This is a genomic window from Streptomyces sp. NPDC059828 (genome assembly GCF_042731955.1).
GTDB lineage: Bacteria > Actinomycetota > Actinomycetes > Streptomycetales > Streptomycetaceae > Streptomyces.
Genome location: NZ_JBHWIW010000018.1, coordinates 22994 through 48212 on the forward strand (window position 1 = coordinate 22994; position 25219 = coordinate 48212).

Sequence of the window (25219 nt, forward strand, 5' to 3'; positions counted from 1 at the left end):
CGGCGCCGGGTCACTCCCGGCGCCGGGGCAGGCGCCGACCGAAGGACTGGATGTGCGTCTGTACCCAGGAACCCCCAGAACCACGAACCGGCCGCCGGTGCTCGTCTGCGCGACGGCGGCGGTATGCGCCGCTTTGCTGACCGCCTCGTGCGGCCCTGGCCAGGGCCGGGGACTCCCCGGCCCGAGCGCACCCGCGCACGGTTCGGATCAGCCCGGCCGCGCGGACCGTGTCGAGCGGCTGACGGTCAGGGTGCTCGAGGTACTGCCGCACGACAAGAGTGCCTTCACACAGGGACTTGAACTCGACGGCAACACCCTCTACGAGAGCACGGGCATGGCCGGCAGGTCCTCGGTGCGCTCCGGCCACCCCGACGGAACGAACCGGCTGCGGGTGGCGCTGCCCCGACCCCTGTTCGGCGAGGGCCTGACCGTACTCGGGCCCACCCTCTGGCAGCTCACCTGGCGGGACGGGGTGGCGATCGAGCGCGACGCCCGGACCCTGGCCGAGAGGCGGCGGGTCCGCTACTCCGGCGAGGGCTGGGGGCTGTGCCACCAGGCCGCCCGCGGCAGGCTGGTGATGAGCGACGGTTCCGCGCGGCTCGCCTTCCGTGATCCGCGTACCTTCGTGAAGACCGGCGAGATCACGGTGACCTCGGGGGGCGAACCGGTGCCCCAGCTCAATGAGCTGGAATGCGTCGGGGACACCGTCTACGCCAACATCTGGTCGTCGGACCAGATCATGCGCATCGACGCGAACACCGGGAAGGTCACCGGAAGGATCGACGCCTCCGGTCTGCTGACCCCGCCCGAGGCGAGTCGCGCCGATGTGCTGAACGGTGTCGCGGCGGTTCCCGGCACCGATGAGTTCCTGATCACGGGCAAGCTCTGGCCCAAGACGTTCCGGGTGGTCCTCGTGCCCGCCCCCTCGCAGGCTCCCGCCGTCGACGGCGGACAGCGTCAGTGAGCCGCGGGACGCCACCACGCCGGAGTGCAGCTCGTAGAAACATCGTCGTACGGACGGGAGCCTCCATGAGCCTTGGACTGAGGCCGCCACGGCCGCGACTCCTGTCGCGCCTGCCCTCGCGTCTGCATCCGCGCCTGACCCTGCCCCCGAGCCTTCTGCGTCTTTCCCTGCCTCCGCGCTTCGGACCGGTCAGGCTCCTGCTGGTCGCCGCCGCCGTGCTGCTGGCGGCGGGCGCCGCCTGGATCGCGGTGACCGGGCTCTTCGCACGCGCCGAACTGCTCGCCGCGAAGCGCGATCTGGAGACCCTGCGGCAGTCGGTCACCGGCGGCGGAACGGCGCCGGACCAGGGGAGCCGCTCCGCCTCCGCGGCTGCCGGAACCAGGGAGGCCCGGCGCACGATGGGCTCCGCCGCGGACCACGCCGGTCTGGCGCACCGCCTCACCACCGGGCCTGCCTGGTACCTCGCCTCACGTATCCCCTTCGTCGGCCGCCCCGTTGACACCGTCCGCGGCGCCACCCACGCGGCCGACCGGCTCACCCACGAGGTGTTCCCGGCACTGGTGCGCATGGTCCCCGACATCGCCAGGGACACCCGGGGCCGCGGCTTCCAGGCGCTGCTGTCCGCGCTGCGCGGCAGCGCACCGGGCATCGACCGGGCGGCGGGTGCCGCCGCCGAGACGGAGGCGGCGGTCGCCGAACTGCCCGGCGACACCTGGCTGCCCGCCGCCGACCGGCTGCGGGAGGAGCTGGCCCGTCGGCTCGACGGCCTCACGTCCGTCATGACCGACGCGCGCGTCGCCGCCCGGGTGCTGCCCCCGATGCTGGGCGGCGAAGGGCCCCGGCGCTTCTTCGTGGTGTTCCAGAACACGGCGGAGGCACGCGGCACCGGAGGCATGCCCGCGGCCTTCGCCATCGTCACCGCCGACCAGGGACGGCTGAGCTTCGAGACCTTCGGCAACGAGACCTCGCTGGCGAAGGCGAAACCGGTCGTGGACCTCGGAGCCGAGTTCACCTCCCGGTACGGGCCGAGCAACCCCACCAGCACCTGGACGAACAGCAACCTCAGCCCGCACTTTCCCTACGCCGCCCGGATCTGGGCGGAGGCCTGGCGGGCCCAGAGCGGCAAGCATGTGGACGGTGTGGTCGCGCTCGACCCCAGCGCGCTGTCCCTGCTGCTGCGCGCCACCGGCCCGGGACGGCTCTCCGACGGCACCGCGCTCACCGCCGGAAACGTCCTGGACCTCACCGAGCGCACGGGCTACGCGCGCTATGCGGACCCCGCCCGGCGCAAGACGGTCTTCTTCGACGCCGCCCGCGCGGCGGCCACCCGGCTGGCCGGGGCCGTGGACGACCCACGGCGCCAGCCCGCCGTGCTCGACGCGCTCCACCAGGTGCTGAAGCAGGACCGGTTGAAGGTGTGGAGCAACTGGGAGGAGGAACAGCGCCTGCTCGAAACGCGGCCGCTGGGCGGCGTCCTGCCCTCCGACGAAGGCCCCTTCGCCGGACTGGTCGTCAACAACACCACCGGCGGAAAGCTGGACTACTACCTCGACCGTGACCTGGAGTGGATCCCGGGGCGCTGCACCCCCGACGGCCGGCCGGTCATCGTACGGATCAGTCTCCGCAACCGTGCGCCCGCGTCAGGGCTGCCCGGCGATGTCACCCTGCGAGCGGACAAGCCGTCGTACCCCACCCGGCCCGGCGACAACAGGCTGCTGGTCTCCTACTACGCCAGCGCCGGTGCGGAGCTCACCGGCGCTGCCCTGGACGGCACACCGGTGATGGCGGGCACCGAGATCGAACACGGCCACCCCGTCTATACGACGGACCTGGAACTGCCGGCCCAGCAGACCCGCACGCTGACGCTGACGCTCATCGAGCCGCTCACCGACCGTGCCCCGACAGTGCTGCGCCAGCCGCTGGTCAACCCCCTCCGGGCGAGCATCGAGCCCTATCCGCCCTGCGTGAGCTGACAGCTCCTACGGGGAGCACGGGGCTCGCCCGGCGCGATGGCCTCGCCGGGCGCCAGCAGCGCCGCCAGCGCGGTGACCGCCGCGTCGATCTCGTGCGCGCACCGCATGAGGACCTCGACGCCGCCGCCCTGGGGATCGGCGATCTCGTCGTCCACGGCGGGTACCGGATAAGGGGTGCCCCGCTCGACCGCGGCGCGGGTGATCAGCTCCCTGGGCGTCCGGATGTGCTCCGCCACCCCTTCCACCAGCCTCAGGAACTCCTTGAGGGTGAAGGTGCGCCGCAGTGCCACCGGGCACATCCGCACCGCCTCGTCGCGGTGCTCCCGGGCGAGTCCGAGCACCAGGTCCGCCGTGGCGATCAGCTCCGGGGTCAGCACCGTCGAGGCGAAGCCCGTCCCCTTCCCGCCCAGCGACTCCAGCGCCGCGAGGGTCGCCGCGTCCATCCCGGTACTGCCCCACGCCCGCGTACCGGCGCTGGACACCCGGGCGTTGGGCAGCCGGGGCGCCAGCAGTCGCTCGGCGAGCGGCGAGCGGTACATGTTCCCGGTGCAGATGAACAGCACCCGCAGCTCCGGGGCACCGGCGGTGTCGCGGGTCATTCAGGCCCCGCTGCCCGCCGGCGCCGATGCGCGCGGACGAGGCGCCGGCACGGGCTGCTCGGTACCGGCGGGATCGCCGTAGCCGCCGTAGCCGTACGTGGATCCGTGCCCGCCTCCCATCCGGTTGGGGACCGGCGCCATGCTGAGCACGGCTCCCAGGGTGTGGACACCCACTTTGTGCAGCGACTCCGAGGCGGCGATGATGCGGTCGCGGGGTGTCTTCCCGGCCTGCGCGATGAGGATGACGCCCTGCGTCAGCGGGGCGAGCCCCACGGTGTCGGCGACGGGCAGCAGCGGCGCGCTGTCCACGATCACGGTCTCGTAGCGGGCGGCGAGTTCGTCGAGTACCTCGTGCATCCGGTCGGACGCCAGCAACTCGGCGGGGTTGGGCGGAATCGGTCCGCTGGTGAGGACGGAGAGCTGCCCGGTCTGCTGGATCACCTCCTCGATCTCCGCCTGGCTGATGAGCACACTGGCCAGACCGGCGTCCGGGACCAGACCGAACGCGGCGGCGATCCGGGGCCGGCGCAGATCGGCGTCGACAAGGCAGGTGGACGTACCGGAGTCGGCGAGTGAGAGCGCGAGGCCCATCGCCGCGCTGGTCTTGCCCTCCCCGGGATGCGCACTCGTCACGACGATGACGCTCGACTTCTGGCCGACCTGGGTGAACTTCAGATTCGTCCGCAGATGCCGGAACGCCTCCGCGCGCGGCGAGTGCCCGAGTGCGCCGACAGCGGGCGGCAGGCTGGCGGACTTCCTGTCGAAGGGGATGGCGCCCAGCACCGGCAGTCCGGTGTGCTCCGCGAGCGTCTCCGTCGTCTTCACCGTGGTGTCGAGCGCCTCGCGCAGCACCGCGATGGCCCCGCCGAGGAACAGCCCCGCCAGCAGTCCCATTCCGGTGTTGAGCATGGGGCGCGGGCTCACCGGGGCCGAGGGGGGAGTGGCCGTGTCCGTCACCCCGATCTTCACCGGGGAGTGGGTCCTCGGGGACTTCCCCCGTGGGGTCTCGAGCCGCTCCACCACCTCGCTGAAGCGCAGCGCCACAGCGTTGGCGATTTCCGCTGCCCGGTCGGGATCCGTATTACTGACCGCGACATTGATGAGCACCGTGTTGAGCGGTGCGTCGGCGGTGATGCTCCCGGCGAGCTGTTCCGGAGTGGTGGGGAGACGCAGCATCCTGACGACGCCTTCGGCGACCTGACGACTGGTCACGATCGATGCGTACGACTGGACCCTTGCCTGTGAGAAGGCATTGCCCTGCTGGAGCTGGGCGATGTCGGTGGCGCCCGACTGGGCGGAGACGAAGAGCTGGGTGCGGGCTTGGTAGACGGGCGTGGCGAAGGCCGTGGCGGCCCACGCGGTGCTGACGCCTAGCAGTGTGCAGACGAGGACGGCGGGCCAGCTGCGCAGCAGCGCTCTGAGGACGGTGCGGAGTTCCACGGACAGCACCTCGTTGGGCGAGTTCGGATCCGGTCCTCACCAGATTAGTAAAAAATAGGGCATCCATTCCGTTATGGGCGTTTTCCCTCGCAAGGGTGGCGCCGGTCCAGGACAGGAGAAGAGCCGGTGATGGTGCCACGACGTATTCCGCGAGCCCTTTTGACGGCTGCTGATTCGAGGATCAGGACCGGGGTCTCCCGCTGTGCGGGGCTGCTTCGGCGCAGCCGTGGGCGCCGGCGGGCCCGGCACGTGCTGCTGGCATGCGTGTCCCTGCTCCTTCTGACTGCCGGATGGCTGGTCGTCACGGGGCTGTACGCCCGCGGTGAGCTGCTGGCGGCCCGTCATGACCTGGAGACGGTGCGGAGCGCGATGGCGGGGGAACAGACGACGGCAGGCGGCCACCGGGGTGAGCGTGCCGAAGCTGCAGCGGAATCGGCAGCCGGCCACGCGGCCAAGGCGTACGGGGCCACGACCGGCCCCGCCTGGTATCTGGCCGCCCGGCTTCCCTTCGTCGGCGGACCCCTCGAGACGGTCCGCGGTACGACCAGGGCCATCGACCGGCTGACCGGCGATGTACTCCCCAGCGTCGTACAGACCGTGAACGGGCTCAGCGATCACGGCGGCAGCGGCCCGCTCGACCTCTCCGCGCTGCGCCGATCCGCACCAGCACTCGAACAGGCCGCCCGCCATATGGCGCGGGCCAGAGCCGAGGCCCACGGGCTGCCGCGGAAGACCTGGCTGCCCGCCGTGGACCGCGTGAGGGGAGAGCTCGTCGACCGTCTCGACCGGCTGGCCCCCGCGGTCGCGGATGCCGCGACGGGTGCGCGGCTGCTCCCGCCGATGCTCGGGAACACCGGCCTGCGGCGCTATCTGCTGGTGTTCCAGAACACGGCGGAGGCACGCGGCACCGGCGGACTGCCGGGGGCCTTCGCCGTCGTCACCGCCGACCAGGGACACATGCGCTTCGAGACCTTCGGCAACAACACCATGCTGGAGAACGTGAAGCCCAAGGTCGATCTCGGAGCTGAGTTCACGGACCGGTACGGAGCCTACGACCCCACCGGCACCTGGGCGAACACGAACCTCAGCCCGCATTTCCCCTACGCGGCCCGCATCTGGGCGGCGACCTGGCGGGCCTACGGCGGAAAGCCGGTGGACGGCGTGGCCGCGGTCGATCCCAGCGCGCTGGCCCTGCTGCTGCGGGCCACCGGTCCGGGGATGCTCCCGGACGGGACGCTGCTCACCTCCGACAACGTCCTGGACCTCACCGAGCGGACGGGCTACGCCCGCTACGCGGACACCACGCGGCGCAAGGCGTTCTTCCTCGACGTCGCCCGCTCGGCGGCCACCCGGCTCACCGACGCACTCGACGATCCGCAACGCCTGCCGGCTCTGCTCGCCTCCGTCCACGAAGTGGTGAAGCAGGAGCGGCTGAAGGTGTGGAGCGCCCGGCCGGACGAACAGAGTCTCGTGGAGGCTCGGCCGCTGGGCGGCGTCCTGCCCTCCGGCGAAGGACCCTTCGCCGGGCTCGTCGTCAACAACGCCGCCGGAGGAAAGCTGGACTACTACCTCGACCGGCGGCTGGAGTGGATCCCGGGGCGCTGCACCCCGGAAGGACGGCTCGTCACCGCGAAGATCAGCCTTGGCAACCGCGCCCCGGTCACCGGGCTTCCCAGCTACGTCACCCTGCGCGCGGACAAGCCGTCGTACCCCACCCGGCCCGGTGACAACAGGCTGCTGGTCTCCTACTACGCCAGCGCCGGTGCGGAGCTCACCGGCGCGACGCTGGACGGCAGTCCGGCCATGACGGGCAGCAGCGTGGAACACGGTCACCCCGTGTACAGCGTGGACCTGGAACTGCCGGCGCAGCGGACCCGCACCCTGACCCTCCATCTGGTGGAGCCGGCCAGCGACCGTGGGCCCGTACTCCTGCGACAACAACTGGTCGCCCCACTGCGGACCGTGGTGCGGCCGCTCCCTGCCTGCCAGGGCTGACACCGTTGCCCGCCGCCGCTCCGGTGAGCGGCGGCGACGGCGGAGGCAGACGGGGGGTGCCGTCCCACCCGATGCTGCTCATCGGGTGAGAGTTCCCCGCCGTCGAGCGTCGCCACCGGCCGGGTCGCACATATGACGCACAATCGCGAGTGCTGTCCCATGGCCGGCCCGTCCCGCAGACGGACCTGCCAGGCAATCCGCCGGAGCCGGCTGGAGGGTGAATGAGGCTGTTCGGAGCGACCGCTCCCGGTGTGCCACCGACACGGCAGTCGCAGCCGACGCACCGTCGCGACCAGTCGGGACCCAAGCGAAGGCGTGTCGGCAAGCCGGTGTGGTACCTGCCGGTCGTGGTGGCCGCGGACGCGGTGGGAGTGGCCGTCCCGATGTACCTTGCCCTCCGGCACGGTGAGGCGACCCGTCCCGCCTGGTGCGTGGCGACCGCGATGACCGCATGGCTGCTCGTGCGCGGCTCCCGATCCCGCTACGCACCGCGCCACCTCGGCGAGAGCAACCGTGTCGGCCCGGTGTTGCGTGACTGGCTGGTGCTGGTGGGGCTGCTCGCCGTGCTCCGGGCGGCGAGCGGCGAGGGATCCCCTTTCCATCTCGCACTGACGGCGCTCGTACCGTGTGTCGTGGTGACCACGGCCTGTCAGTCACTCGTCCACCGCCACCTGCTTGCCCAGCGCCGTGACGGCCGCGCCGTCCGGCGGGCACTCGTGATCGGCGAGGCGAGCGCCATCGACGGTCTGGTGAGTCATCTGGCGCGGCGCACCGACCATGAATTCGTGGTGGTCGGCGTCTGCCCGATCGGCGAGCAGAACCCCGGCCTGGTCGCGCCCGTGACCACCCGGCTCGACCAGCAGGCACCCGCACAGCCGTCGGCCGACTCCGCCCCCGTCCTGGAGTCCGTCCGGCACCTGGACGTGGACCTCGTCTTCATCGCGCCCGGTCCGGGCATGGCCGGTGAGCGGCTGCGCCGGCTGTCCTGGGCAGTGCACGAGGACGGCTGCCGACTGGTCGTACTGCCGGGGATCTCCGAGGTGGCACGACGACGGGTCGATGTGTCGTCGGTGGCCGGCCTCACCATGCTGCATGTCGCCCCGCCCATCCGCCACGGCGCCGCCGTGGTGCTGAAAGCGGCCATGGACTGGCTGGGCGCCGGCCTGCTCCTGGGATTGCTCACCCCGGTGCTCGCGGTGGTGGCGCTCGCCGTACGACTGGACTCACCGGGACCGGCGCTGCACCGCCAGATCCGCGTCGGCCAGGGGGGCCGGCCCTTCCGCATGCTGAAGTTCCGGACCATGGTCAGCAACGCGGAGCAGCTGAAGGCCGAACTCGCCCAGGCCAACGAGCAGGACGGGCGGATGTTCAAGATCCGCCGCGACCCGCGGATCACCCGTGCGGGCCGGGTGCTGCGCCGCTACTCCCTCGACGAGCTGCCCCAGTTGTTCAATGTGCTGCAGGGCCATATGTCCCTGGTCGGCCCGAGGCCGCCGCTGCCCGACGAGGCGGCCGGCTACAACGCCGTGGAGCTGCGCAGACTCAGCGTCAAACCGGGGCTCACCGGCCTATGGCAGGTCAGCGGACGCTCCGATCTGTCCTGGGACGAGACGGTCGCCCTCGACCTGCGCTATGTCGACAACTGGTCCCCGTCCGTGGACTTCGGCGTCCTGTGCCGGACCCTGCGGGCCGTCGTCGAGGGCAACGGCGCCTACTGAGCGATGGCCTGCCGGCGGGCGGCCCATCCCACCTGATCAAGCCATCCCAGCCTGACTCAGACGAACGACTCCAGGTCCACGGAGGGCCCCATGCAGACCAGTACCCGCACCCCAGGGGCCGCGACCGCCCGCACCCGGGAGTTCCTCGACGCCGACGCAGTGCTGGCCCTCGCCGACTGGGTCTTCCGGTGGGCGGACACCCGCGGCTGGGCGGGCCCCGATCCCTACGATGGACTCACCAGTCTGCTCGGGAGACTGGCCGTGCACCCCGTGCTGCGCCAGACCCTGCTGCAGACGGTCAAGCGCAGCCCCGTCGACCTGAGGCCCGTGCTCGGCATCCGCCCGCTGCGCACCGCCACCGCGACCGGCACCGCCGCCACTGCCTGCGCCAGGCTGGCCGACTCACCGCCGTGGCACGAACGTGCCCAGCGACTGGGGCGGTTGACCGCTGCCGAGCAGATGACAGGGAAGTACGCGGGGCTGTGGCGCTACGAGTTCGACGTACAGACGCGATGGTCGTACTACCCCGCCAGCGTTCCCAATCTGGTGGCCACCACCTTCTGCGCGGACGGCTGCCTGGATTCCGGGACACTCGACGCCGAGGCCGCCGGGTCGCTCGGGCACGCCCTGCTGGAGCACTTGCACAACGGCGAGTTCTTCACCTACACACCGACGAGCGAGGTGCTGGTCCACAACGCGAATCTCATGGGTGCCTCGCTCGCGGCGCGCCTCGCCGCGTCCGGGCTGCTCCCCGACGGGCTGTGCCGGCGTCTGCGCACGGTGGTCGGGACCGCGATCGAGCTGAGCCTGGACGGCCAGCGTCCCGACGGCTCCTGGCCGTACGGTCGTGGCAGCCGTCTGGGATGGGTGGACGGATTCCACACCGGATACGTCCTGCTGCGCCTCGAACAGGTCGCCGCACTGCTGGACCTCGACGTCCGTGAGTCGCTCGAACGGGGTACGCACTACTACCTGACTCATCTGTTCGACGGGCCTGTGCCCCGCTACTTCGCCGGCGGCCGCAGCCGACCGGATCCGAACAACGACGCCACCGCGGTCCGGATGGCGGCGTGGGCCGCCGAGCACGGCTTCGTCCCGACCGACTTCGCCAGTGCGGTCCTCGCGGCGGTGGTGGACCGCTATCCCGGCACGGGCGGCACATCCCGGCGCACGCCCGCGCTGTGGGCGTCGCCACGGTGGAGCACGGCGCCGCTGGTGGACGCACTCACCGCGCTTCACTCCGCCCTGCGCTGACACTCTCCGCCGAAGCCCTGCGCCAAAACCTTCCGCCAGGGGCCGGGACGCGGGCGGCAGGCCCTATGAGGACGTCTGACTGAGGACCGGCTCGCGATAGCCGACCAGGGCGTCCTCGGCTCGTCCGGGCCCGCCCGTCACATTGCGGTCCCACCAGACGGCGGCACAGAAGAGCCCGAACACGGCGAGACCGCGGTCCTGCCGTCCCTGGACGTGTTCCTCGACGAACCGGTCGGCCGTCGCGCGGTCGAAGAGCTCGTCGAACACGGCGGACCGCCGTACCTCGGGCCACAGGCGCCCGCCGTGCTCACGCAGCAGCGACCGCACCGGGGCACCGAAGCCGGTCTTGGGGCGCTGGGCCACGAACTCCGGTACGCCCGCGGTGACCGCGGCCGCACGGAAGCGCGCCTTGCCGTTCCCCAGCTTCAGCTGGTGCTCGGCGACGGCGTCCAGAGCGGTGGCGGCCACCGGCTCGCCCAGGAACGGCACCCGCAGCTCCACGCCCGCCCGCATTGAGGCACGGTCGCCGTACAGCAGGTTCAGACCGGGCAGGAACAACTGCCGGTCGCACTCCACCACCGCCGCCAGCGGACTGCCGCCCCGGTCCAGCACCGCTCCGGCCACCTCCCTGTGCCGCTCGGTGACCGCGTCAAGACCGATGCCCGGTGCCAGCGCGTGCCACTCCTGCGCGGAGTAGTACGCCTGTGTCGCCCACGCCCAGTCCCGGGCACCGAGCCGCAGCAGTCGGTGGAACTTGTCAGCGCGTTCCCGGTAGCGCCTGGGCCGGGGGACGGCGATGGCGGCGCGCAGGGCGAGCCGGGCTCCCGCGGGCAGCCGCTGCAGCAGCAGCACGGCCTGGTAGCGCTCGTACCCCAGGAACAGCTCCTCGACCCCGAGCCCCGACAGCAGCACGGTGGCCTGGCCCCGCGCCGCCTGGGAGAGCTGCATCAGCGCGATGGCCGCCGGGTCACCGAAGGGAAGTTCCATGGTGGAGACCAGCTCGGGGATCCGCCGCAGCACGTCGACGTCCAGGTCGACCCACTTCAGCTGCAGGCCGAGGTGTCGCGCGACCCGCTCGGCGTAGGGGGCGTCGTCCTCGAACGGCTCGGCGGACGCTGCCGGGTGCATTCCCGTCCGCGCGGCGAAAGCCGGCCCGGCGAAGCCGGCCTTGACCAGCTCGACCCCCAGCCAGGTGCTGTCCAGGCCCCCGCTGAGCAGCAGACCGACGGTGACATCGGCCCGCACCTGTCGGGCGACCGATGTGCGGACGGCGTCACGGAGGTCCCCGGTGGGAACGGCCGGGCCGGCTTGCCACAGCGGCGCGGCCACGTCGGCGTACGGTGGATGGCGGACGAGTACGGTCCCGGCGGGGACGGCCTGCGCCCGCTGCCAGCCCGTGCGCGGCGGGGGAGTCCACAGGAACATGGCGCCCTGTGCCACCGCGACCGGATCGACACCCCCCAGCAGCCCGCACACGCGCAGCGGTTCCAGCTCGCTGGTCAGCGCCACCAGACGGCCCGCAGCGTCCGTCGCCGTGTACAGCGGCTTGATGCCCAGCCGGTCCCGCCCGTACCACAGCCGCCCGTCGGGCAGGACGAGGACGAACGCGAACATCCCGTCCACCCGGTCGAGCAGGCGCGGAGCGTCCGGCTGCAGCAGGAGCTCGTACAGGACCTCGGTGTCGCCGGTCGTCCGGATGCGCACCCCCCGCCCCCGCAACAGGTCCAGCAGCTCGGGGGCGTTGTAGATCTCCCCGTTGTACAGCAGCACACCCCGCTCGGCCGAGCCGAAGGGCTGGTTGCTCCTGGCGTCGGGGTCGATGACGGCCAGACGCCGGAAGTGCAGCGCCGCATGCCAGTCCGGCCCGCTCAGGTCCAGATGTCCACTCGCGTCCGGCCCCCGGTGCCCGATGGCCTCGCATGGATCCACCCCGCGCCTGCCGGGCGTGGCGGGCTTGCCCAGCAGAACGACGAAGCCGCACATCAGATCGTGACCGCGGAGCGGGAGGGGCCGTCGGCCGTCTGTTCCGCGCCGACAGCCGGAGCGGGCACGCACCGCAGCGCCTTGGCCAGGGAGGGGGAGGACGGAGCCACCTCGACGGGCCGGCCCAGCGTGACCGAGCGGGCGGCCCGGCATGCCGCGAGGGAACTCCACAGGGCCGTACCGAAATCGGCGTCCTGGACGGTCTCGCTCCGGATCAGCCGGACGAGCTGTCGCATCTCGGCCGCGTGTCCCTTCGGTGCGCCACGGTACTTCGTCGTGGTGGGACCGCTCGCGGCCCAGACGGAGAGCGTGCGGAAGTCGTCGAGCCGTGCGGCCACGCCGTCGGCGGCCACCTCCACGCACTCCTTGGGCGCTCCGGGGGGTGTGATTCCGCCGTACACGATCGACGCGGTCGAGCCGTTGTCGTAGTCCAGGTGGAGTGTCACGCTCTGCGCCGTGACCGGGTCCCGGGTGTCCACGGCCGCGGCGCTGACGGAAACCGGCCGGGCGCCCGTGAGGAAGCCCGCCGCGTCGATGAAGTGGCACACCTCGCCGAGCAGTCTGCCGCCCTGGCGAGGGCTGAAGTACCAGTGGTCCGCGGGGAGCCGGCCGGCGAAGACCCGGTAGCCGACCTGAAGCGGCACGCCCGCGGGGAGCACCTTCTTCAGGTCCTGCATCGCCGGGGCGAAGCGTCGGTTGAAGCCGGCCATCGCCGGGGCGCCGGAAGCCAGCCACGCGGTGGCGATCTCCTCCAACTCCGCCTCGGTGAGCCCGAGCGGCTTCTCGCAGTACAGGGCCTTGCCGCTGCGCAGGACCTGCGCGGCGTAACGGCCGTGGCTGTCATGGCGGCTGAGGACCATCACACAGTCGGCCGCGGCAGATGCCAACCCCGTCTCGGCGCTTTCCGCAACCGTCCCGAATCCCCATCGCTTTCCCTGGTGGGCGGCGGACAGCCCGCGGGCGCTGGCGATCCAGGAGAACGCGACTCCGGGCTCGCGCCGCAGATGGGGGAAGAGCATCTTCGTCGCGAAGTTCCCCGCACCGACCGCGGCAATGTGGACCGTGCCCCGCGGACCGGTCCACACGGCGGGACCGGACGGCTGCCGCGGCTTCGGCGGAAGCTGCGCGGTGCCCGGATAGCGCAGCAGCAGCGCCACATCGCGCTCTCCGTCCGAGGGCTTCAGTGCTGCGTACGCCTCGGCCGCGTCCTCGATCGGGAACACCCTGGGCCGCAGCTGCGCCAGGTCCAGCGCGCCCACCGCCACCAGGCGCAGCACTTCGGAGAGATTGCGGCGCTCCGTCCACGGGACGTATCCCTCGGGGTACGGCTGGCCACCTTCCTCGAAGCGGGAGTCGTACCGGCCCGGCCCGTACGACCGTGCGTATCTGATCGAGAGCTCCTTGTGGTAGTAAGAGGAGCGCGGCGGGGCGACGTTGACGTCACCGACGACGACCACGGCCGCACGGTCGCGGGCGAGCCGGCCGGCGGACTCGATCGGGTCCGTGCTGCTGGTGGCGGCGGTGATGATGACGGCGTCGGCCCCGGCGCCGCCCCAGTGCCGGCACAGCACACCCGCCAGGTCGTCCACGTCGCGCCCGTGGGCCGTGAGCCCCGCGGACCGCGCGAGTGCCACCATGGCGGGATCCGGGTCGATGCCGACACCGTCGTAGCCGTAGGCGCGCAGCAGGTGCAGCGTGAGCTGTCCGACCAGGCCGAGACCGATGACGGCGATTCGCGAGCCCGGAACCGTCTCCGTCTGGTGGATGCCCTGCAGAGCGATCGCGCCCACCGTCGCGAACGCCGCCCACTCGCTGTCCACGCCTTCCGGCACCGGCACCACCAGATTGCGCGGCACGGCGACGATCTCCGCATGGGAGGCATAGCGCGCCCCGGCGGCCGCCACCCGCATTCCGGGGCGGATGTCGTCCACGCCTTCGCCGGCCTCGAGGACCACTCCGGCACAGGAGTATCCGAGCTGCATCGGGCGGTCCAGCCGGTCCTGGACCATCCGGTAGGTGTCCGCCACCCCCGCCTGCTTCAGCGTGTCGAGAACCTGCTTCATCTGCTCCGGCCGTTCACGGGCCTTGCCCACGAGGCTCTGTGCTCCCGTCGTGACCGTGGCCCGTTCCGTTCCCGCGCTGATGAGCGAGTAGTCGTTGCGGATCACCACCGTCCCGGGGGCTGCCCCGGGCGCGGGGATCTCCTCGACGGTGATGGATCCTGTGCGGGGGGACAGGAGCACGGTTTTCATCGGAATCGCCTTTTCAGAAGTGGGGACGGCACCCACAGCGCACTGTATGAACCGGAATTCGCACTCCCGGGGCCCTGTCCTGCGCGCGGACCCGGATGGACGTACATGTCCATGCGTGAGGGTGAACGCCGGTCACGCCGAGGCGGCTACCCGGTTCGAATGCCGATTCGCTGGTATCTGTGGGCATTGTTTCGTGAGCCGGCCCCGATGCCCTGTATTCCCCCGCACTCCGTGCATTTCCTGAATTCCGGCGGTCGGACAGGTGTGACATCGGGATTCCCGCCACGGTGCGAATCCATGAAGAGCGCAGCCGCCACGGTGTAGTTCGGCGCACGCGGGCGGGTGGGAGGAGACTCGGGTGAAGCGGTTGATGGTCGTCTACGGAACCAGGCCCGAGGCCATCAAGGTAGCCCCGGTCATCGAAGCCCTGCGCAGATCCGCCGACTTCGAGCCGATGGTCACCGTCACCGCCCAGCACCGGATACTGCTCGACCAGGTGCATGCCCTGTTCGGAATCGAACCGGATCACGACCTGGATATCCTCAGCGAAGGGCAGACCCTTTCCGACATCACCGTCAGGGCGCTGAGCCGGCTGTATCCGCTGCTCGCACGCGAACGGCCGGACGCCGTGCTCGTCCAGGGCGACACCACCACGGCGTTCGCCGGTGCTCTCGCCGCTTTCTACCACCGCATTCCCGTCGTCCATCTCGAGGCGGGGCTGCGTACCGACGACAGGGAATCCCCCTTTCCCGAGGAAATCAACCGCCGGCTGGTGAGCCAGTTGGCGACGGTCCATTTGGCCCCGACGTCGCGCGCCCGCGAGAACCTGCTCAGGGACGGGGTCGACGGGGCGTCCATCGTGGTGACCGGCAACACCGTGATCGACGCCCTGCACTGGGCGGTCCGGCGGAAGGCCGACTACGGCGATCCGGCGCTGGCCGATCTGGACGACAGCACCAGCAGGGTCCTGCTGGTGACGGCCCACCGCCGCGAGTCGTGGGACGGCAGGATGGAGGCGATCGGCGGCGCACTGGCCGATCTGGCGTGCAGCGAACCCGAGTTGCTCATCGTGCTGCCACTGCATCCCAACCCCGTGGTACGGGCCGCGATCCTGCCGCAGGTGCGCGGGATCCCCACCATCCGGATCACGGAACCCCTGGGATACGCGGGCTTCGCCCGGCTCCTCGACCGGGCGCACGTCATCCTGACCGACAGCGGAGGCATCCAGGAGGAGGGCCCCAGCATCGGCAAGCCCGTGCTGGTCATGAGGAACACCACGGAGCGTCAGGAGGCGATCCAGGCGGGCACCGCCTTGCTGGTGGGGACCGACCGGGACCACATCGTGAAGCAGGTGCGGCGTCTGCTGCACGACCGGTCGGCGTATGCCTCGATGGCCAACGCGGTCAACCCGTACGGCGACGGCCGGGCCGCCGACCGTGCCGTACGGGCGATCGGTCACTGGATGGGACTGTGTGCACCGCCGGAGGAGTTCGCGCAGGCGCAGGCGCAGGCTTCGGCGCCGGAAGCCTCAACGCCAGAATCCACGCGTGTCGAACACCGCCTTGCCGCGCAGGGCGGTGTGCTTGACGCTCCGGAAGGAGTCGTGGTCCACGAGCAGGACGACGACATCCGCGTCCCGCACGGCCGTGGTGACGTCGACGAGTGCGACCCGACCCGTGCCGGCCAGTGACACCGGCAGTTCGCTGATGTGCGGTTCCACCGCGAGCAGCCGGCCGACCTCCTGACGGGCCAGCTCGTGCACGATGTGCAGGGCGGGGCTCTCTCTCAGGTCGTCGATGTTCGCCTTGAACGTCAGCCCCAGGCAGGCGATCACCGGATCCCTGAACCGGCTCGCGGTCCGGGTGACCTCGCTGATCACATGAGCGGGTTTGGCGTCGTTGACCTGGCGGGCCAGCCGGATGAGCCGGGCCTGCTGGGGTGCCGAGCCGACGATGAACCAGGGGTCGACGGCGATGCAGTGGCCGCCGACACCGGGGCCGGGCTGCAGGACGGCCACGCGCGGATGGCGGTTGGCGAGGGCGATGACCTCGCCCGCATCGATGCGCAGGTGATCGCACACCATCGACAGCTCGTTGGCGAAGGCGATGTTCACGTCCCGGAAGGCGTTCTCGCTGAGCTTGGCCATCTCGGCCGTCGTGGCATCGGTGAGCAGGCACTCGCCCTTGGCGAACATCGCGTACAGATCGCGTGCACGCTCGGCGCAGCCCGCGGCCACTCCTCCGATCACGCGGTCGTTCGTCACGATCTCGATCATCGTCCGGCCTGGAAGGACGCGCTCCGGGCAGTGCGCCACCCGGACCGCCGCCGTGTCCCCCGCGTCGTGGGGGAACGACAGGTCGGGCCGGTGCTTGGCGAGCCAGCGTGACAGCTCGACCGTGGTGCCGGGCGGCGAGGTCGATTCCAGGATCACCAGATCACCCGCTTTCAGCACACCGGCCACCGAGGCCGCCGCGTCCTGTACGCATGACAGGTCCGCCGTACGGTCCTCCTGGAGCGGGGTGGGGACGGCGATGATGAAGGCGTCGGCCGGTTCGGGGGCGCCGGTCGCCCGCAGCCGGCCCATGGCCACGGCCCCGTTGACCGCCACGGCCAGATCGGGCTCGACGAACGGGGCGCGGCCCGCGTTGATGAGATGGACGGTGGATTCGTTGACGTCGACGCCGATGACATCGATGCCCTGGGTGGCGAGCGCGGCTGCTGTGGGAAGCCCGATATAGCCGAGTCCCACGACACAGACAGTGGAGAACACCTTTGAATTCCTTTGTGAATGCGATCTATTGACGGTGGCCCGCAGACTTGTCGGCAGGGGCCGTGCGCCAGCCGTCCCCGGTGCGCGTCCGGGGGAGACGGAACGGCCAGGCGGCCGGGCGCGGAAGGAGATTCGTCCTGAAGACCAGGGCCACCCAGACGGTGTACGTGGTGTAGCCGATGGCGCAGGCCCATGCCGCCGCCACCACCCCACGGTCGCCGAGCAGCCACATGACCGTGAACTCGATCGCGGCGGAGGCGAGCGCGATCCTGGTGAGTGCGGGGCGCTTGGCGGGGTCGCGCAGTTCGACCCCCTGCACCAGCCGGCCGACCGCGAAGATCCCGCAGGCGGGTACCAGGATGAGCGCCGCCGTCCGTCCCGCGCCGTAGTCCGAGCCGTAGAGCGCCGGAATGGCGTAGTAGACCAGGGGAGTCAGTGCGGCGACGGCCAGTGCCAGTACGACGATGATCTTTCTGAGCGCCACCGGCCGGTCGGGCCTGCCCCGGGACAGCAAGGGGCACAGGGCCGAGGGAAGATAGCCGGCGACCTCCGCCACGTTGGCCGTCACGGCGTAGACGCCGAGGGTGGCATTGGCGCCCAGGACGGAGAGAGCCATCTGGTCGGCGCGCATCATGGCGTAGATGGATCCGTTCAACAGATGGAGGTGGACGTTCCCCGGATCCCAGACCCGGGTCACATCGCGCCGCCAGGCGCGGGGGCGCCGGCGCTCGGGACGGTCCAGCCCGGTACCTCGCCTGCTTCTGCACCGGTACAGGAACACCGAGTTCAGCACGGCCTGCGAGAGGAACGACACGGCGGCGAGTTCCACGGCCGAGGTGAGCCCGGTGGCCACGAAGATCAGACAGCCCGGGACCGGGCCGCAGTTGGCGACGGTCCGCACCGCGATCAGCAGTCTCAGGCCGCCGTCGTGCAGCAGCACCCCGCTGACGATCCTCGCCACCAGCGCGGCGTAGACAGCCGCGGCGACACCCGCTCCGACCAGCCAGGAGGGCCGCAGCCAGGACACGGCCAGGTCTCCCACCACGGTCACCAGAACGCCGCCGGAGACGGACACGACGAGGATCCACGCGAAGTAGCCGGAGATAAAGGACCTGCCTGCGTCCTCCGCCTCCGTCATCCCCCTCAGGACGCCCACCTCGCCGCCCATCTCGAGGGCCACGACCGCCAGGGTCGTGAAGACGGCGATCGCGGCATAGTGCCCGCGTTCGACGGGATCGAGGAGCCGGGCCGTGAGCAGTGAACCCACGAGGGCGGACACGGCCCCGCCCATGACGCCGAGAAAGGCCTGCGGAGCGTCACGGCGCAGCACAGCGGTCAGCGGCGCCCGGGGCACGACTCCTCCCTTCCCCGCAGTCGCGCGGACGTCGTCAGCAGCAGGCGGCGCACAGCCGTTCGGGTTTGCACCGTCCGGAATGCCCGGCGGCCACGGCTACGGCCGCCGGGCTCGCACGGTGGCCGCGGCGGTCAGGAGGCGGTCTTGCAGACGAGGACCAGTCCTTCGGCGAAGGCCGGCCTGAGCAGGGCGGCGACGCGGGAGACGGAGTCGTAGCAGCGCGCCCGTGCGTCCTTCCCGGAATTCACGTGGTAGAAGAAACACCGGCCCGGACGCAGTCCGCAGTCGGACACGAGGCGGGACAGCGCCGCGGGCGTGAAGACATAGACATGGTCCGGATGAATGATCTCCCGGCCGGCCAGCGTGTTGATCAGGTTCTTGGCTGCCAGACCGTTCGGCGTCGAGAGGATCAGCTCGGTGTCGTTGTCCGTCTCCCGCATCAGAGCGGCGATGCCGCGCAGGAACGAAGCCGCGTCCCTGGCGTGCTCGATGACGTCACCGGCCAGAATGATCTCGGGCTTGAACTTGACCAGATCGGCTCTGCCCCGTTCGTCCGCGACATCGACGACCGAATACTCGCCACCCAGCTGATCGCGCAGCAATTCGACAGCGGCCCGGTCGATATCGACGCCGTGCACGTCCTGGGCCGCCTTCAGGAGCTTGGCGTGCAGCAACGATCCATTGCGTAGCTTGTCCGCACTCAACGGCGAATCGGCGCAGCCGATGTGGAGAACACGCCGTCCGGCACACAGGCCGAGCAGGAGTGCGTCACGATCTCCTTTCACCGGTCCGCTGGCGAGGCTCTGGGTGAAGAATCCGGACTTCGTCATGACGCTCTCTCCTTTGCCCGACCGATGCTTTGTCAGGCTAGCTCTGGATTTGCGGAGGCTGGACGCTGACACGCGTGTTGCGTTCAGCCCACGGCGCACTGACGTTTCCCCGCGGAAGAGTCGAGAGCGTTCACGCCCCCATGCGGTCGTTGCCGCATACGGAGCCGCAGGCTCACGCCACCAACCGCCCACCGGAAAGGCGGTGTACAGGGAGCGGCGGGGCATGCGCGAATCGCTTCTCGTGCCGGATGGCGATGAAATCCGGGACGCCACTTCGCACGCCATGCATCGAAGGCCGTGAACACGGGAGTACGGATTCTGCGGGACCATCGGTGTGGTGATGCGCGTAGCGGTTCATGCGGAGTACTTCACCGGTCCGGTGCGAGGACACCGGCCGGATTCGGCACGGGATCCTCCTGAGCGGATCACTTACCGCTGACGGATACCGGTCGACGACCGTGCGGCGGTGGGCGGGTGGCCGCGCCCGCAAAGGCGAGCCCGCCCCTGCCCTCCGGGAGGAGAGCGCCGTTCGCGGAGGCCGCCGCCTCCGCGCGCGGGACTCCGACGAGGGCGAAGGCGCAGGCGAGGAGCAGCCAGGACGGCAGGCCGATGTAGGTGGTCTCGAAGGCTACGTTGGTGAAGGAGGTCAGACACAGACCCACGGTCGCGCCGAACCACGCGGCACTGACCAGATGTTCGCGTGCCCGCCATGTCCGCCACAGGGTGGCGATCACCAGCGAGGCGAAGGCGATACCGGCCGGCCAGCCCAGGTAGTAGAGGTATCCGATGAAGGAGTTGTGCGGGCCGGACTCGGCCTTGTTCAGCAAGGCGCCGTCGAACACCACATCGATCGGCCGCCCCGCCCCGCCGCCGAGCAGTGGGTTCTGGTCGGCGACGTCCAGGGCCTTGCGCCACATCAGGAAGCGCAGCTCGACATTGTTGGCGGCTTCGCCGTCGGGGTCGCTGGCGCTCGACACGAGGCGGTCCGCCAGCCCGCCGACGACCGGCAGGGCGGAGGGACCCTGTCCGGCCGCGGACGTACCGAGCACCGCGAGCACCCCCACGATGGCGAAGCTCAGCGTCAGGGCCGGCCACTGTCTCGTCCGACGGCTGCTGCACCTGCTGGCCAGGGCTGTTGCGGCGATGGCCGCCAGCACCGCCAGCAAGGGCCCTCGCTTGCTGGCCACGGCCGTGAGCGCGGCGGCTCCGGCGAGGGTCCACAGAAGCAGTCGGCTGCTGCCCGTCCTGTGCAGGATCATGCCGAACGCCCCGGCGATCGCCAGATAGAGGCCCGAGGCGGCGGGGGTGAGGATTTCGCCCAGTCCGGCCACCAGGAACACGCCCAGCGATGGTACGTAGAGAACCCAACGCCAGCGCAGGATCTCCTCGGCAGGCCGGGTGAGAAACCACGTCGCGGCAAACCAGGCGAGTACGGGATAGATCCCGAGAATGATTCCTTTCACCGCGCCCGGGTGATCGTGGAAAATCCCCCTGACCACTGCCTGGATCGCGGCGATGCAGAGCAGGATCGCCACGGCGCGAAAGCCGTTCAGGCGTGGTTCCGAGAAGGCGCGGGGAAGCCACGCAGGAGTCGTTGCGAGCAGCGCCAACCAGGTAAATGTATCCAGCAGATAGATGGGGTCGAGCCCCACCGTCGCATAGCTTCTTCCAAAGAGGAAGAGCGGCACCAGACTGGCAGCCCACAGATACCACACAGCCCTGCGATGACGTGCCGCCACGAGCAGAAGGAATCCGCCGCACGCGGTGAGAGCGACGAGCAGGAGAAGTGTCGAAATCCCGTCGAGTGGGATCACGCGGCGCCTCCTTCGGTCAACCCGGACTGTCCTACCACGTCCCGGGCGAACCCTCCGCTGACCGCCGCCGCGAGTCTTCCCCCGATTCCTGATCGCATATCTTGTGAATAGCGTGATCACGCTGTTTCCACGTGTCGTGCTGGCCTCGCTCGTGCACGGGTGCTGTCATGTGGCATGCGACTGCCGCATGATCCGCACGGCTTGCACGCCTGCTACGAGGCGGTGCAGCTGCCCCACCAGGGAAGCGGACAGGCGGGAACCATGGCGCGCAGTCATGACGAGGTCGGCTGTCATCGCCTACCGCATCGTGCTGAAGCAGGGAAGAAGGGGCAGTGCTCGCCATGCGCAGGAGGCGTCTCTCGCAGATGTCACGACCGACGGTCCTCGCCTTCCGGCACAGCACGGGACTCGGAGGAATGGGCCGGGCCGCCGACTTCTTCACACCGGTCCTGCAGTCGTCCTGCCGGGTCGTGGCCGTGGTGCCCCTTTCCGCGAAACGCGTCGGCTCGATGCATGTCGCCGCCGCCTGGCCCGCGAAGGCGACCGCCGCTGTCGGGGCCGTACTGCGATGCACGAGCGCCCTCGCCACGAAGTCGCCGAAAGCCGTCTATCTGCCGATTGCCCAGTGGGGGCTCCCACTTCTGCGCGATTCCCTCATCGTCGTCCTCGCCAGGATCTTCAACTGCTCCATCGTGCTTCACCTGCACGGTTCCCAGTTGCCTGACCGCCTGGCGTCGAGTTGGGCACTGCGGAAGACACTCGAACGAAGCCACTGGCTCGTGCTGAGCGAGACCGTCGCCGCCGCGGTCGACGCGGCCGGATGCCGTGCCGCGTCGGTACATGTGATCAGGAATCCCGCCCCCACTGGTGGCACGCCCCGTGAAGTGGCGGAGGCGTCCTCCCGAACCGGCCGGCCGCTTCGCATCGGCTGGATCGGAACGATGCACAGCCAGAAGGGATTCGACATCCTGTGCGACGCGGTCGCCCGGCTGAAGCGTGCGGGCGCTCCGGTCAGTTTCGCCGTCGCAGGACTTCGCAGCGATGTCTCCACCAGCCGTATGGCGTGCGTGGACGAGGACCTCGGCGTGCTCGAACCGGTGGACGTCCTGTCGTTCTGGACCCGGATCGACGTGTTCGTGCTTCCCGCCCGCTGGGCCGAGGGACTCCCCTTCGTCCTGCTCGAAGGGCTGCAGGCGGGGTGCGCCGTGGCGGCGACCTGGTCCGCGGGCAGCGCCGAACTCTTCAGCCGCGGCTGTGTGGAGCGCATCGGCAGCGATGTCGATTCGGTCACCGCCTTTCTCCGCGTCTGTATGACCGACATCGACGGCGTCAGGCAGCGGCAGCAGAAACTCTGGAGGGAACTGCGTCCCCTCTACGACCCGGACCGGGTCGAGGCGTCCTTCGCGGAGTTCTGGCAGGAGGCGGACCTGTGAGCGGAACTCCACGGCGAACGGAGGGGGATGCGCGTACACCCGGACTGCACGAGGAGAGACCGCCCGCTGCTCCGCCGGGACCGGTGCGGCCGTTGACGGTGTGCGGACTGCCGGTGCACCCGCTGACGCTGGAGGGCTCCGTGGCCGCCGCGGAGGCGCTGATCGCGGACGGCGGTCCGCACCAGCACGTGGTGCTGAACGCGGCGAAGGTGGTCCAGGCACATGACGATCCGGAGCTGGCCCGGATCATCCGGTCGTGCTCGCTCGTCAACGCCGACGGTCAGTCCGTGGTCTGGGCGAGCCGCCTCCTCGGCAGACCGCTTCCCGAACGGGTGGCCGGGATCGACTTCATACTGGCGCTGTGGGAGAAGGCCGCCCACAAGGGCTACCGGGTCTATCTGCTCGGTGCGCAGCGCCCGGTGGTGGAGGAGACCGCTCGTATCGCCGCCGCACAGGGCGTCCAGGTGGTCGGCTACCGGGACGGCTACTGGGACGACGCCCGGGAGCGGGATGTGGTGTCCGCCGTGCGTGCGGCGCGGCCTGACGTCCTGTTCGTCGCCGTCCCGAGCCCACGCAAGGAACGCTTCCTCGCCCGCCATCAGAGGGCACTCGGCTGCCCCCTGGTGGTGGGAGTGGGCGGCTCCTTCGACGTGGTGGCCGGGCTCCGCACCAGGGCTCCGGGCTGGATGCGCGGGGCGGGCCTCGAGTGGTGCCACCGGCTGGTCCAGGAGCCCCGTCGGATGTTCCTTCGCTATGCCATGGGCAACACGCGGTTCGTCCTGCTGGTGCTCGCCTACCGGCTGCGCGGGATCGGACGCCGACGGTCGCTGCCCCCTGGATGAGCGTTTGTGCAGGTCATGTCGTTCGTGTGGCTCGGCCTGCCGCGACACCGCGCATGAGTGCCCGTCGGCTCGTGGGCAGGCTGCGCCGGCTCCGGCGGGAGCACCGCCGGGTAACGGCCTGAACGGTGTGGATCGGCGCATGACGACGGTGCGGTTGCCTGGTCTCTACATCACACTCGGGCCCGGACGACGAGCCCGTGAGGGCCACACGAGTGCAGCTGCTCCGCCATCCTGCGGAGTGCCGTGGCGAGCCTGTTTGGCTGTGGGCCCTCACGTCTATTGATCACGTTGCTCGACTTTGGGCGATCTTTCCTGCCTGGCGAGTCCTGGCCGGACGCCGCCCGCACTTCCGGGGCGGCGGTGGCTGGGTAAGGGTCCACAGCGCCGGATGAGACAAGGGGTGATCAGAGCGATGTTGGTAGAGGCCGGGTACGAGAAGAATCGTTTCTTCTGTGCTGCGGTGCACTCGCCGAGCGCGGAGTCGCCCTCCCGTCCGGGACGCCGGGGGAGGCGGTGGCCTGGTGTGCGGTGCCATCGCGCACCACAGCCGAGGACCGCTGCGACAGGCACAGCCGCGAGCGTATGTCGGGCAGCGAGGCGATTCGAGTGCATAGGCAGCCACGGAGCCATGGCCTGACACCACACCGCACCGACTCTCGGGCGCACGGGCGCTTGCCTCGCCCCATTCCGACACCCCCAGACCACCGCTCATCGAGCACCCTCCGAAGGAGCCACGAACACGATGCCCAGCCGCACTGGATGGCGTGTGGCCATGGTCGCCACCGCCGCAAGCCTGCTCGCCGCCACTCCGATGGTCGTTGCCGCACCGGCATTCGCCCAGTACCCGCCCGTGCTGGACCTCCAGGTCGACGACATCACCCTGGCCCCCGGTCAGGTGCTCAACTTCGTCGCGACGGGTCTCAACGCCACCGAACAGGTCTCCTCCCGGCTCTCACCGGTGGGCGGAGCGATCCGCGCGATCCCCCGGTCGGGAGCGCCTTCCTTCACCGAGCCGAGCACTTCGCCGTCGTGGAGTGACTACAACCGCGACGACGCGAACCGTGAGGCGAACGGGTCGGGCGACCAAGGGAACAGGGAGGGGGCAGGAAACGACGGTGCCGACGGCACCGGCGCCCGGGACGGTGACGGGTACGACGACGGGACGGACGACGACACCGGCACTGGAGCGCAGAACGGGTCCGGAGACGGCAACGAGAACGGTCCCCGTCCGGTGATCCAGCTCGACAACCATGTCGCCGATGCCAACGGCACGGTGACGGACAGCGTCGTCATTCCCGGGAACGCACGACCGGGGCAGTACGACTTCCAGCTCGTCCGCAGCGGATCCGGGGGGACTCTGTCCACACGCGTCACCGTTCTGAGCGACGGGGATGGCGATGCGGACGGGCCCGGGCGTCCTGGCGGCGACGATGGAGGTGACGACCCCGGCCGTCCCGACCAGGGCCGTCCCGAGCATGGGGGTGACCGTGAGCACGGGCGTTCCGAGCACGGGGGTGACCGTGAGCAGGGCCGTCCCGAGCATGGGGGTGACCGTGAGCACGGGCGTTCCGAGCACGGGGGTGACCGTGAGCACGGGCGTTCCGAGCACGGGGGTGACCGTGAGCACGGGCGTTCCGAGCACGGAGGTGACCGTGAGCACGGCAGTTCCGAGCACGGAGGCGGACGCGATGGCGACTCCCGGGGAGACTCCGGTGACCGGAGTGGCTACGGTGACGGGGCCGACAAGGGCGACAAGACCGTCGCTGCCCCTGAGGACGAAGGCGACCAGCTCGCAAGCTCCGGCTCTTCGGAAGCCCCGATCCTGCTGCTCACCGCGGCAGGCGGCATGCTGGTCCTCGGCGGCGGTGCGCTGATGATCGCCAAGCGTCGCCGTGGAAGCAACGACAGGGTCTGACCGGCAGACGCGACGCACGACCCGAACGCCGGACCGGCCGCGGACACCAGGTGCTCGGCCTCGCTGTGGCCACGGCTCTGCGG

16 protein-coding genes and 1 pseudogene are annotated in these 25219 nt (G+C 70.6%); 9 read left to right on the forward strand and 8 right to left on the reverse strand.

Translation table 11 applies throughout. The annotated features are described in order from the left end of the window. Window positions 1-52 precede the first annotated feature (52 nt). Both ACFV6V_RS13595 and ACFV6V_RS13600 read left to right on the forward strand, forming a co-directional pair. The gene (locus ACFV6V_RS13595) at window positions 53-964 is read left to right on the forward strand and encodes a glutaminyl-peptide cyclotransferase (RefSeq protein ID WP_385563564.1); all 912 of its coding nucleotides are present in this window, start codon (window positions 53-55) and stop codon (window positions 962-964) included. Window positions 965-1029: 65 nt separating this feature from the next. Then, complete coding sequence (locus tag ACFV6V_RS13600) at window positions 1030-2937, forward strand: DUF4012 domain-containing protein (RefSeq protein WP_385563566.1); 1908 nt, start codon at window positions 1030-1032, stop codon at window positions 2935-2937. Here ACFV6V_RS13600 and ACFV6V_RS13605 read toward each other — a convergent pair. Further along, window positions 2916-3536, reverse strand: a complete 621-nt coding sequence (locus tag ACFV6V_RS13605) for a low molecular weight phosphatase family protein (RefSeq protein ID WP_385563569.1) — start codon at window positions 3534-3536, stop codon at window positions 2916-2918. The genes ACFV6V_RS13600 and ACFV6V_RS13605 overlap by 22 nt on opposite strands. Further along, the gene (locus ACFV6V_RS13610; RefSeq protein ID WP_385563572.1) at window positions 3537-4976 is read right to left on the reverse strand and encodes a polysaccharide biosynthesis tyrosine autokinase; all 1440 of its coding nucleotides are present in this window, start codon (window positions 4974-4976) and stop codon (window positions 3537-3539) included. Window positions 4977-5240: 264 nt separating this feature from the next. On the opposite strand from ACFV6V_RS13610, the gene ACFV6V_RS13615 reads away from it, so the two are divergent. The 3 genes from ACFV6V_RS13615 (at window position 5241) to ACFV6V_RS13625 (ending at window position 9943) form a co-directional block, all read left to right on the forward strand. Then, window positions 5241-6971 carry a DUF4012 domain-containing protein gene (locus ACFV6V_RS13615; RefSeq protein WP_385563575.1) on the forward strand — a complete coding sequence of 577 codons (1731 nt, stop codon included), beginning with the start codon at window positions 5241-5243 and terminating at the stop codon, window positions 6969-6971. A gap of 221 nt (window positions 6972-7192) precedes the next feature. Further along, entirely contained in the window at window positions 7193-8689 is a 1497-nt protein-coding gene (locus ACFV6V_RS13620; protein WP_385563578.1) for a sugar transferase, read from the forward strand. Window positions 8690-8779: 90 nt separating this feature from the next. Further along, on the forward strand, window positions 8780-9943 hold the full coding sequence (locus ACFV6V_RS13625; RefSeq protein WP_385563581.1) for a hypothetical protein: 1164 nt from the start codon (window positions 8780-8782) through the stop codon (window positions 9941-9943). A gap of 63 nt (window positions 9944-10006) precedes the next feature. Here ACFV6V_RS13625 and asnB read toward each other — a convergent pair whose 3' ends face one another. Together asnB and ACFV6V_RS13635 are read right to left on the reverse strand one after the other, a co-directional pair. Further along, the gene (gene asnB / locus ACFV6V_RS13630) at window positions 10007-11926 is read right to left on the reverse strand and encodes an asparagine synthase (glutamine-hydrolyzing) (protein ID WP_385563584.1); all 1920 of its coding nucleotides are present in this window, start codon (window positions 11924-11926) and stop codon (window positions 10007-10009) included. Continuing rightward, on the reverse strand, window positions 11926-14178 hold the full coding sequence (locus ACFV6V_RS13635) for a bi-domain-containing oxidoreductase (RefSeq protein ID WP_385563587.1): 2253 nt from the start codon (window positions 14176-14178) through the stop codon (window positions 11926-11928). The genes asnB and ACFV6V_RS13635 overlap by 1 nt, the downstream gene beginning before the upstream one ends. Before the next feature lie 358 nt (window positions 14179-14536). Between ACFV6V_RS13635 and wecB the strand changes: the two genes are divergently transcribed. Next, complete coding sequence (wecB, locus tag ACFV6V_RS13640) at window positions 14537-15868, forward strand: non-hydrolyzing UDP-N-acetylglucosamine 2-epimerase (protein ID WP_385563590.1); 1332 nt, start codon at window positions 14537-14539, stop codon at window positions 15866-15868. Here the strand turns inward: wecB and wecC are convergent. The 4 genes and pseudogenes from wecC to ACFV6V_RS13660 form a co-directional block, all read right to left on the reverse strand. Continuing rightward, window positions 15770-16948: pseudogene (gene wecC / locus ACFV6V_RS13645) on the reverse strand (UDP-N-acetyl-D-mannosamine dehydrogenase); the annotation flags it as partial. The gene wecB and the pseudogene wecC sit on opposite strands and share 99 nt — an antisense overlap. Window positions 16949-16973: 25 nt before the next feature. Continuing rightward, window positions 16974-18302, reverse strand: a complete 1329-nt coding sequence (locus ACFV6V_RS13650; protein ID WP_385563593.1) for a hypothetical protein — start codon at window positions 18300-18302, stop codon at window positions 16974-16976. Window positions 18303-18433: 131 nt separating this feature from the next. Continuing rightward, entirely contained in the window at window positions 18434-19132 is a 699-nt protein-coding gene (locus ACFV6V_RS13655; RefSeq protein ID WP_385563596.1) for a class I SAM-dependent methyltransferase, read from the reverse strand. Between the two features lie 425 nt (window positions 19133-19557). Further along, complete coding sequence (locus ACFV6V_RS13660) at window positions 19558-20946, reverse strand: O-antigen ligase family protein (protein WP_385563598.1); 1389 nt, start codon at window positions 20944-20946, stop codon at window positions 19558-19560. A 365-nt stretch (window positions 20947-21311) separates the two neighbouring features. Here ACFV6V_RS13660 and ACFV6V_RS13665 point away from each other — a divergent pair, with 365 nt between their 5' ends. The 3 genes from ACFV6V_RS13665 to ACFV6V_RS13675 all read left to right on the forward strand — a co-directional run bounded on the left by ACFV6V_RS13665 (window position 21312) and on the right by ACFV6V_RS13675 (window position 25136). Beyond that, complete coding sequence (locus ACFV6V_RS13665) at window positions 21312-22379, forward strand: glycosyltransferase family 4 protein (RefSeq protein WP_385563601.1); 1068 nt, start codon at window positions 21312-21314, stop codon at window positions 22377-22379. Further along, window positions 22376-23221 carry a WecB/TagA/CpsF family glycosyltransferase gene (locus ACFV6V_RS13670; protein WP_385563604.1) on the forward strand — a complete coding sequence of 282 codons (846 nt, stop codon included), beginning with the start codon at window positions 22376-22378 and terminating at the stop codon, window positions 23219-23221. Before ACFV6V_RS13665 ends, ACFV6V_RS13670 begins: the two co-directional genes overlap by 4 nt. A 742-nt stretch (window positions 23222-23963) precedes the next feature. Beyond that, window positions 23964-25136 carry a hypothetical protein gene (locus tag ACFV6V_RS13675; protein WP_385563607.1) on the forward strand — a complete coding sequence of 391 codons (1173 nt, stop codon included), beginning with the start codon at window positions 23964-23966 and terminating at the stop codon, window positions 25134-25136. The last annotated feature ends 83 nt before the right edge of the window (window positions 25137-25219 follow it).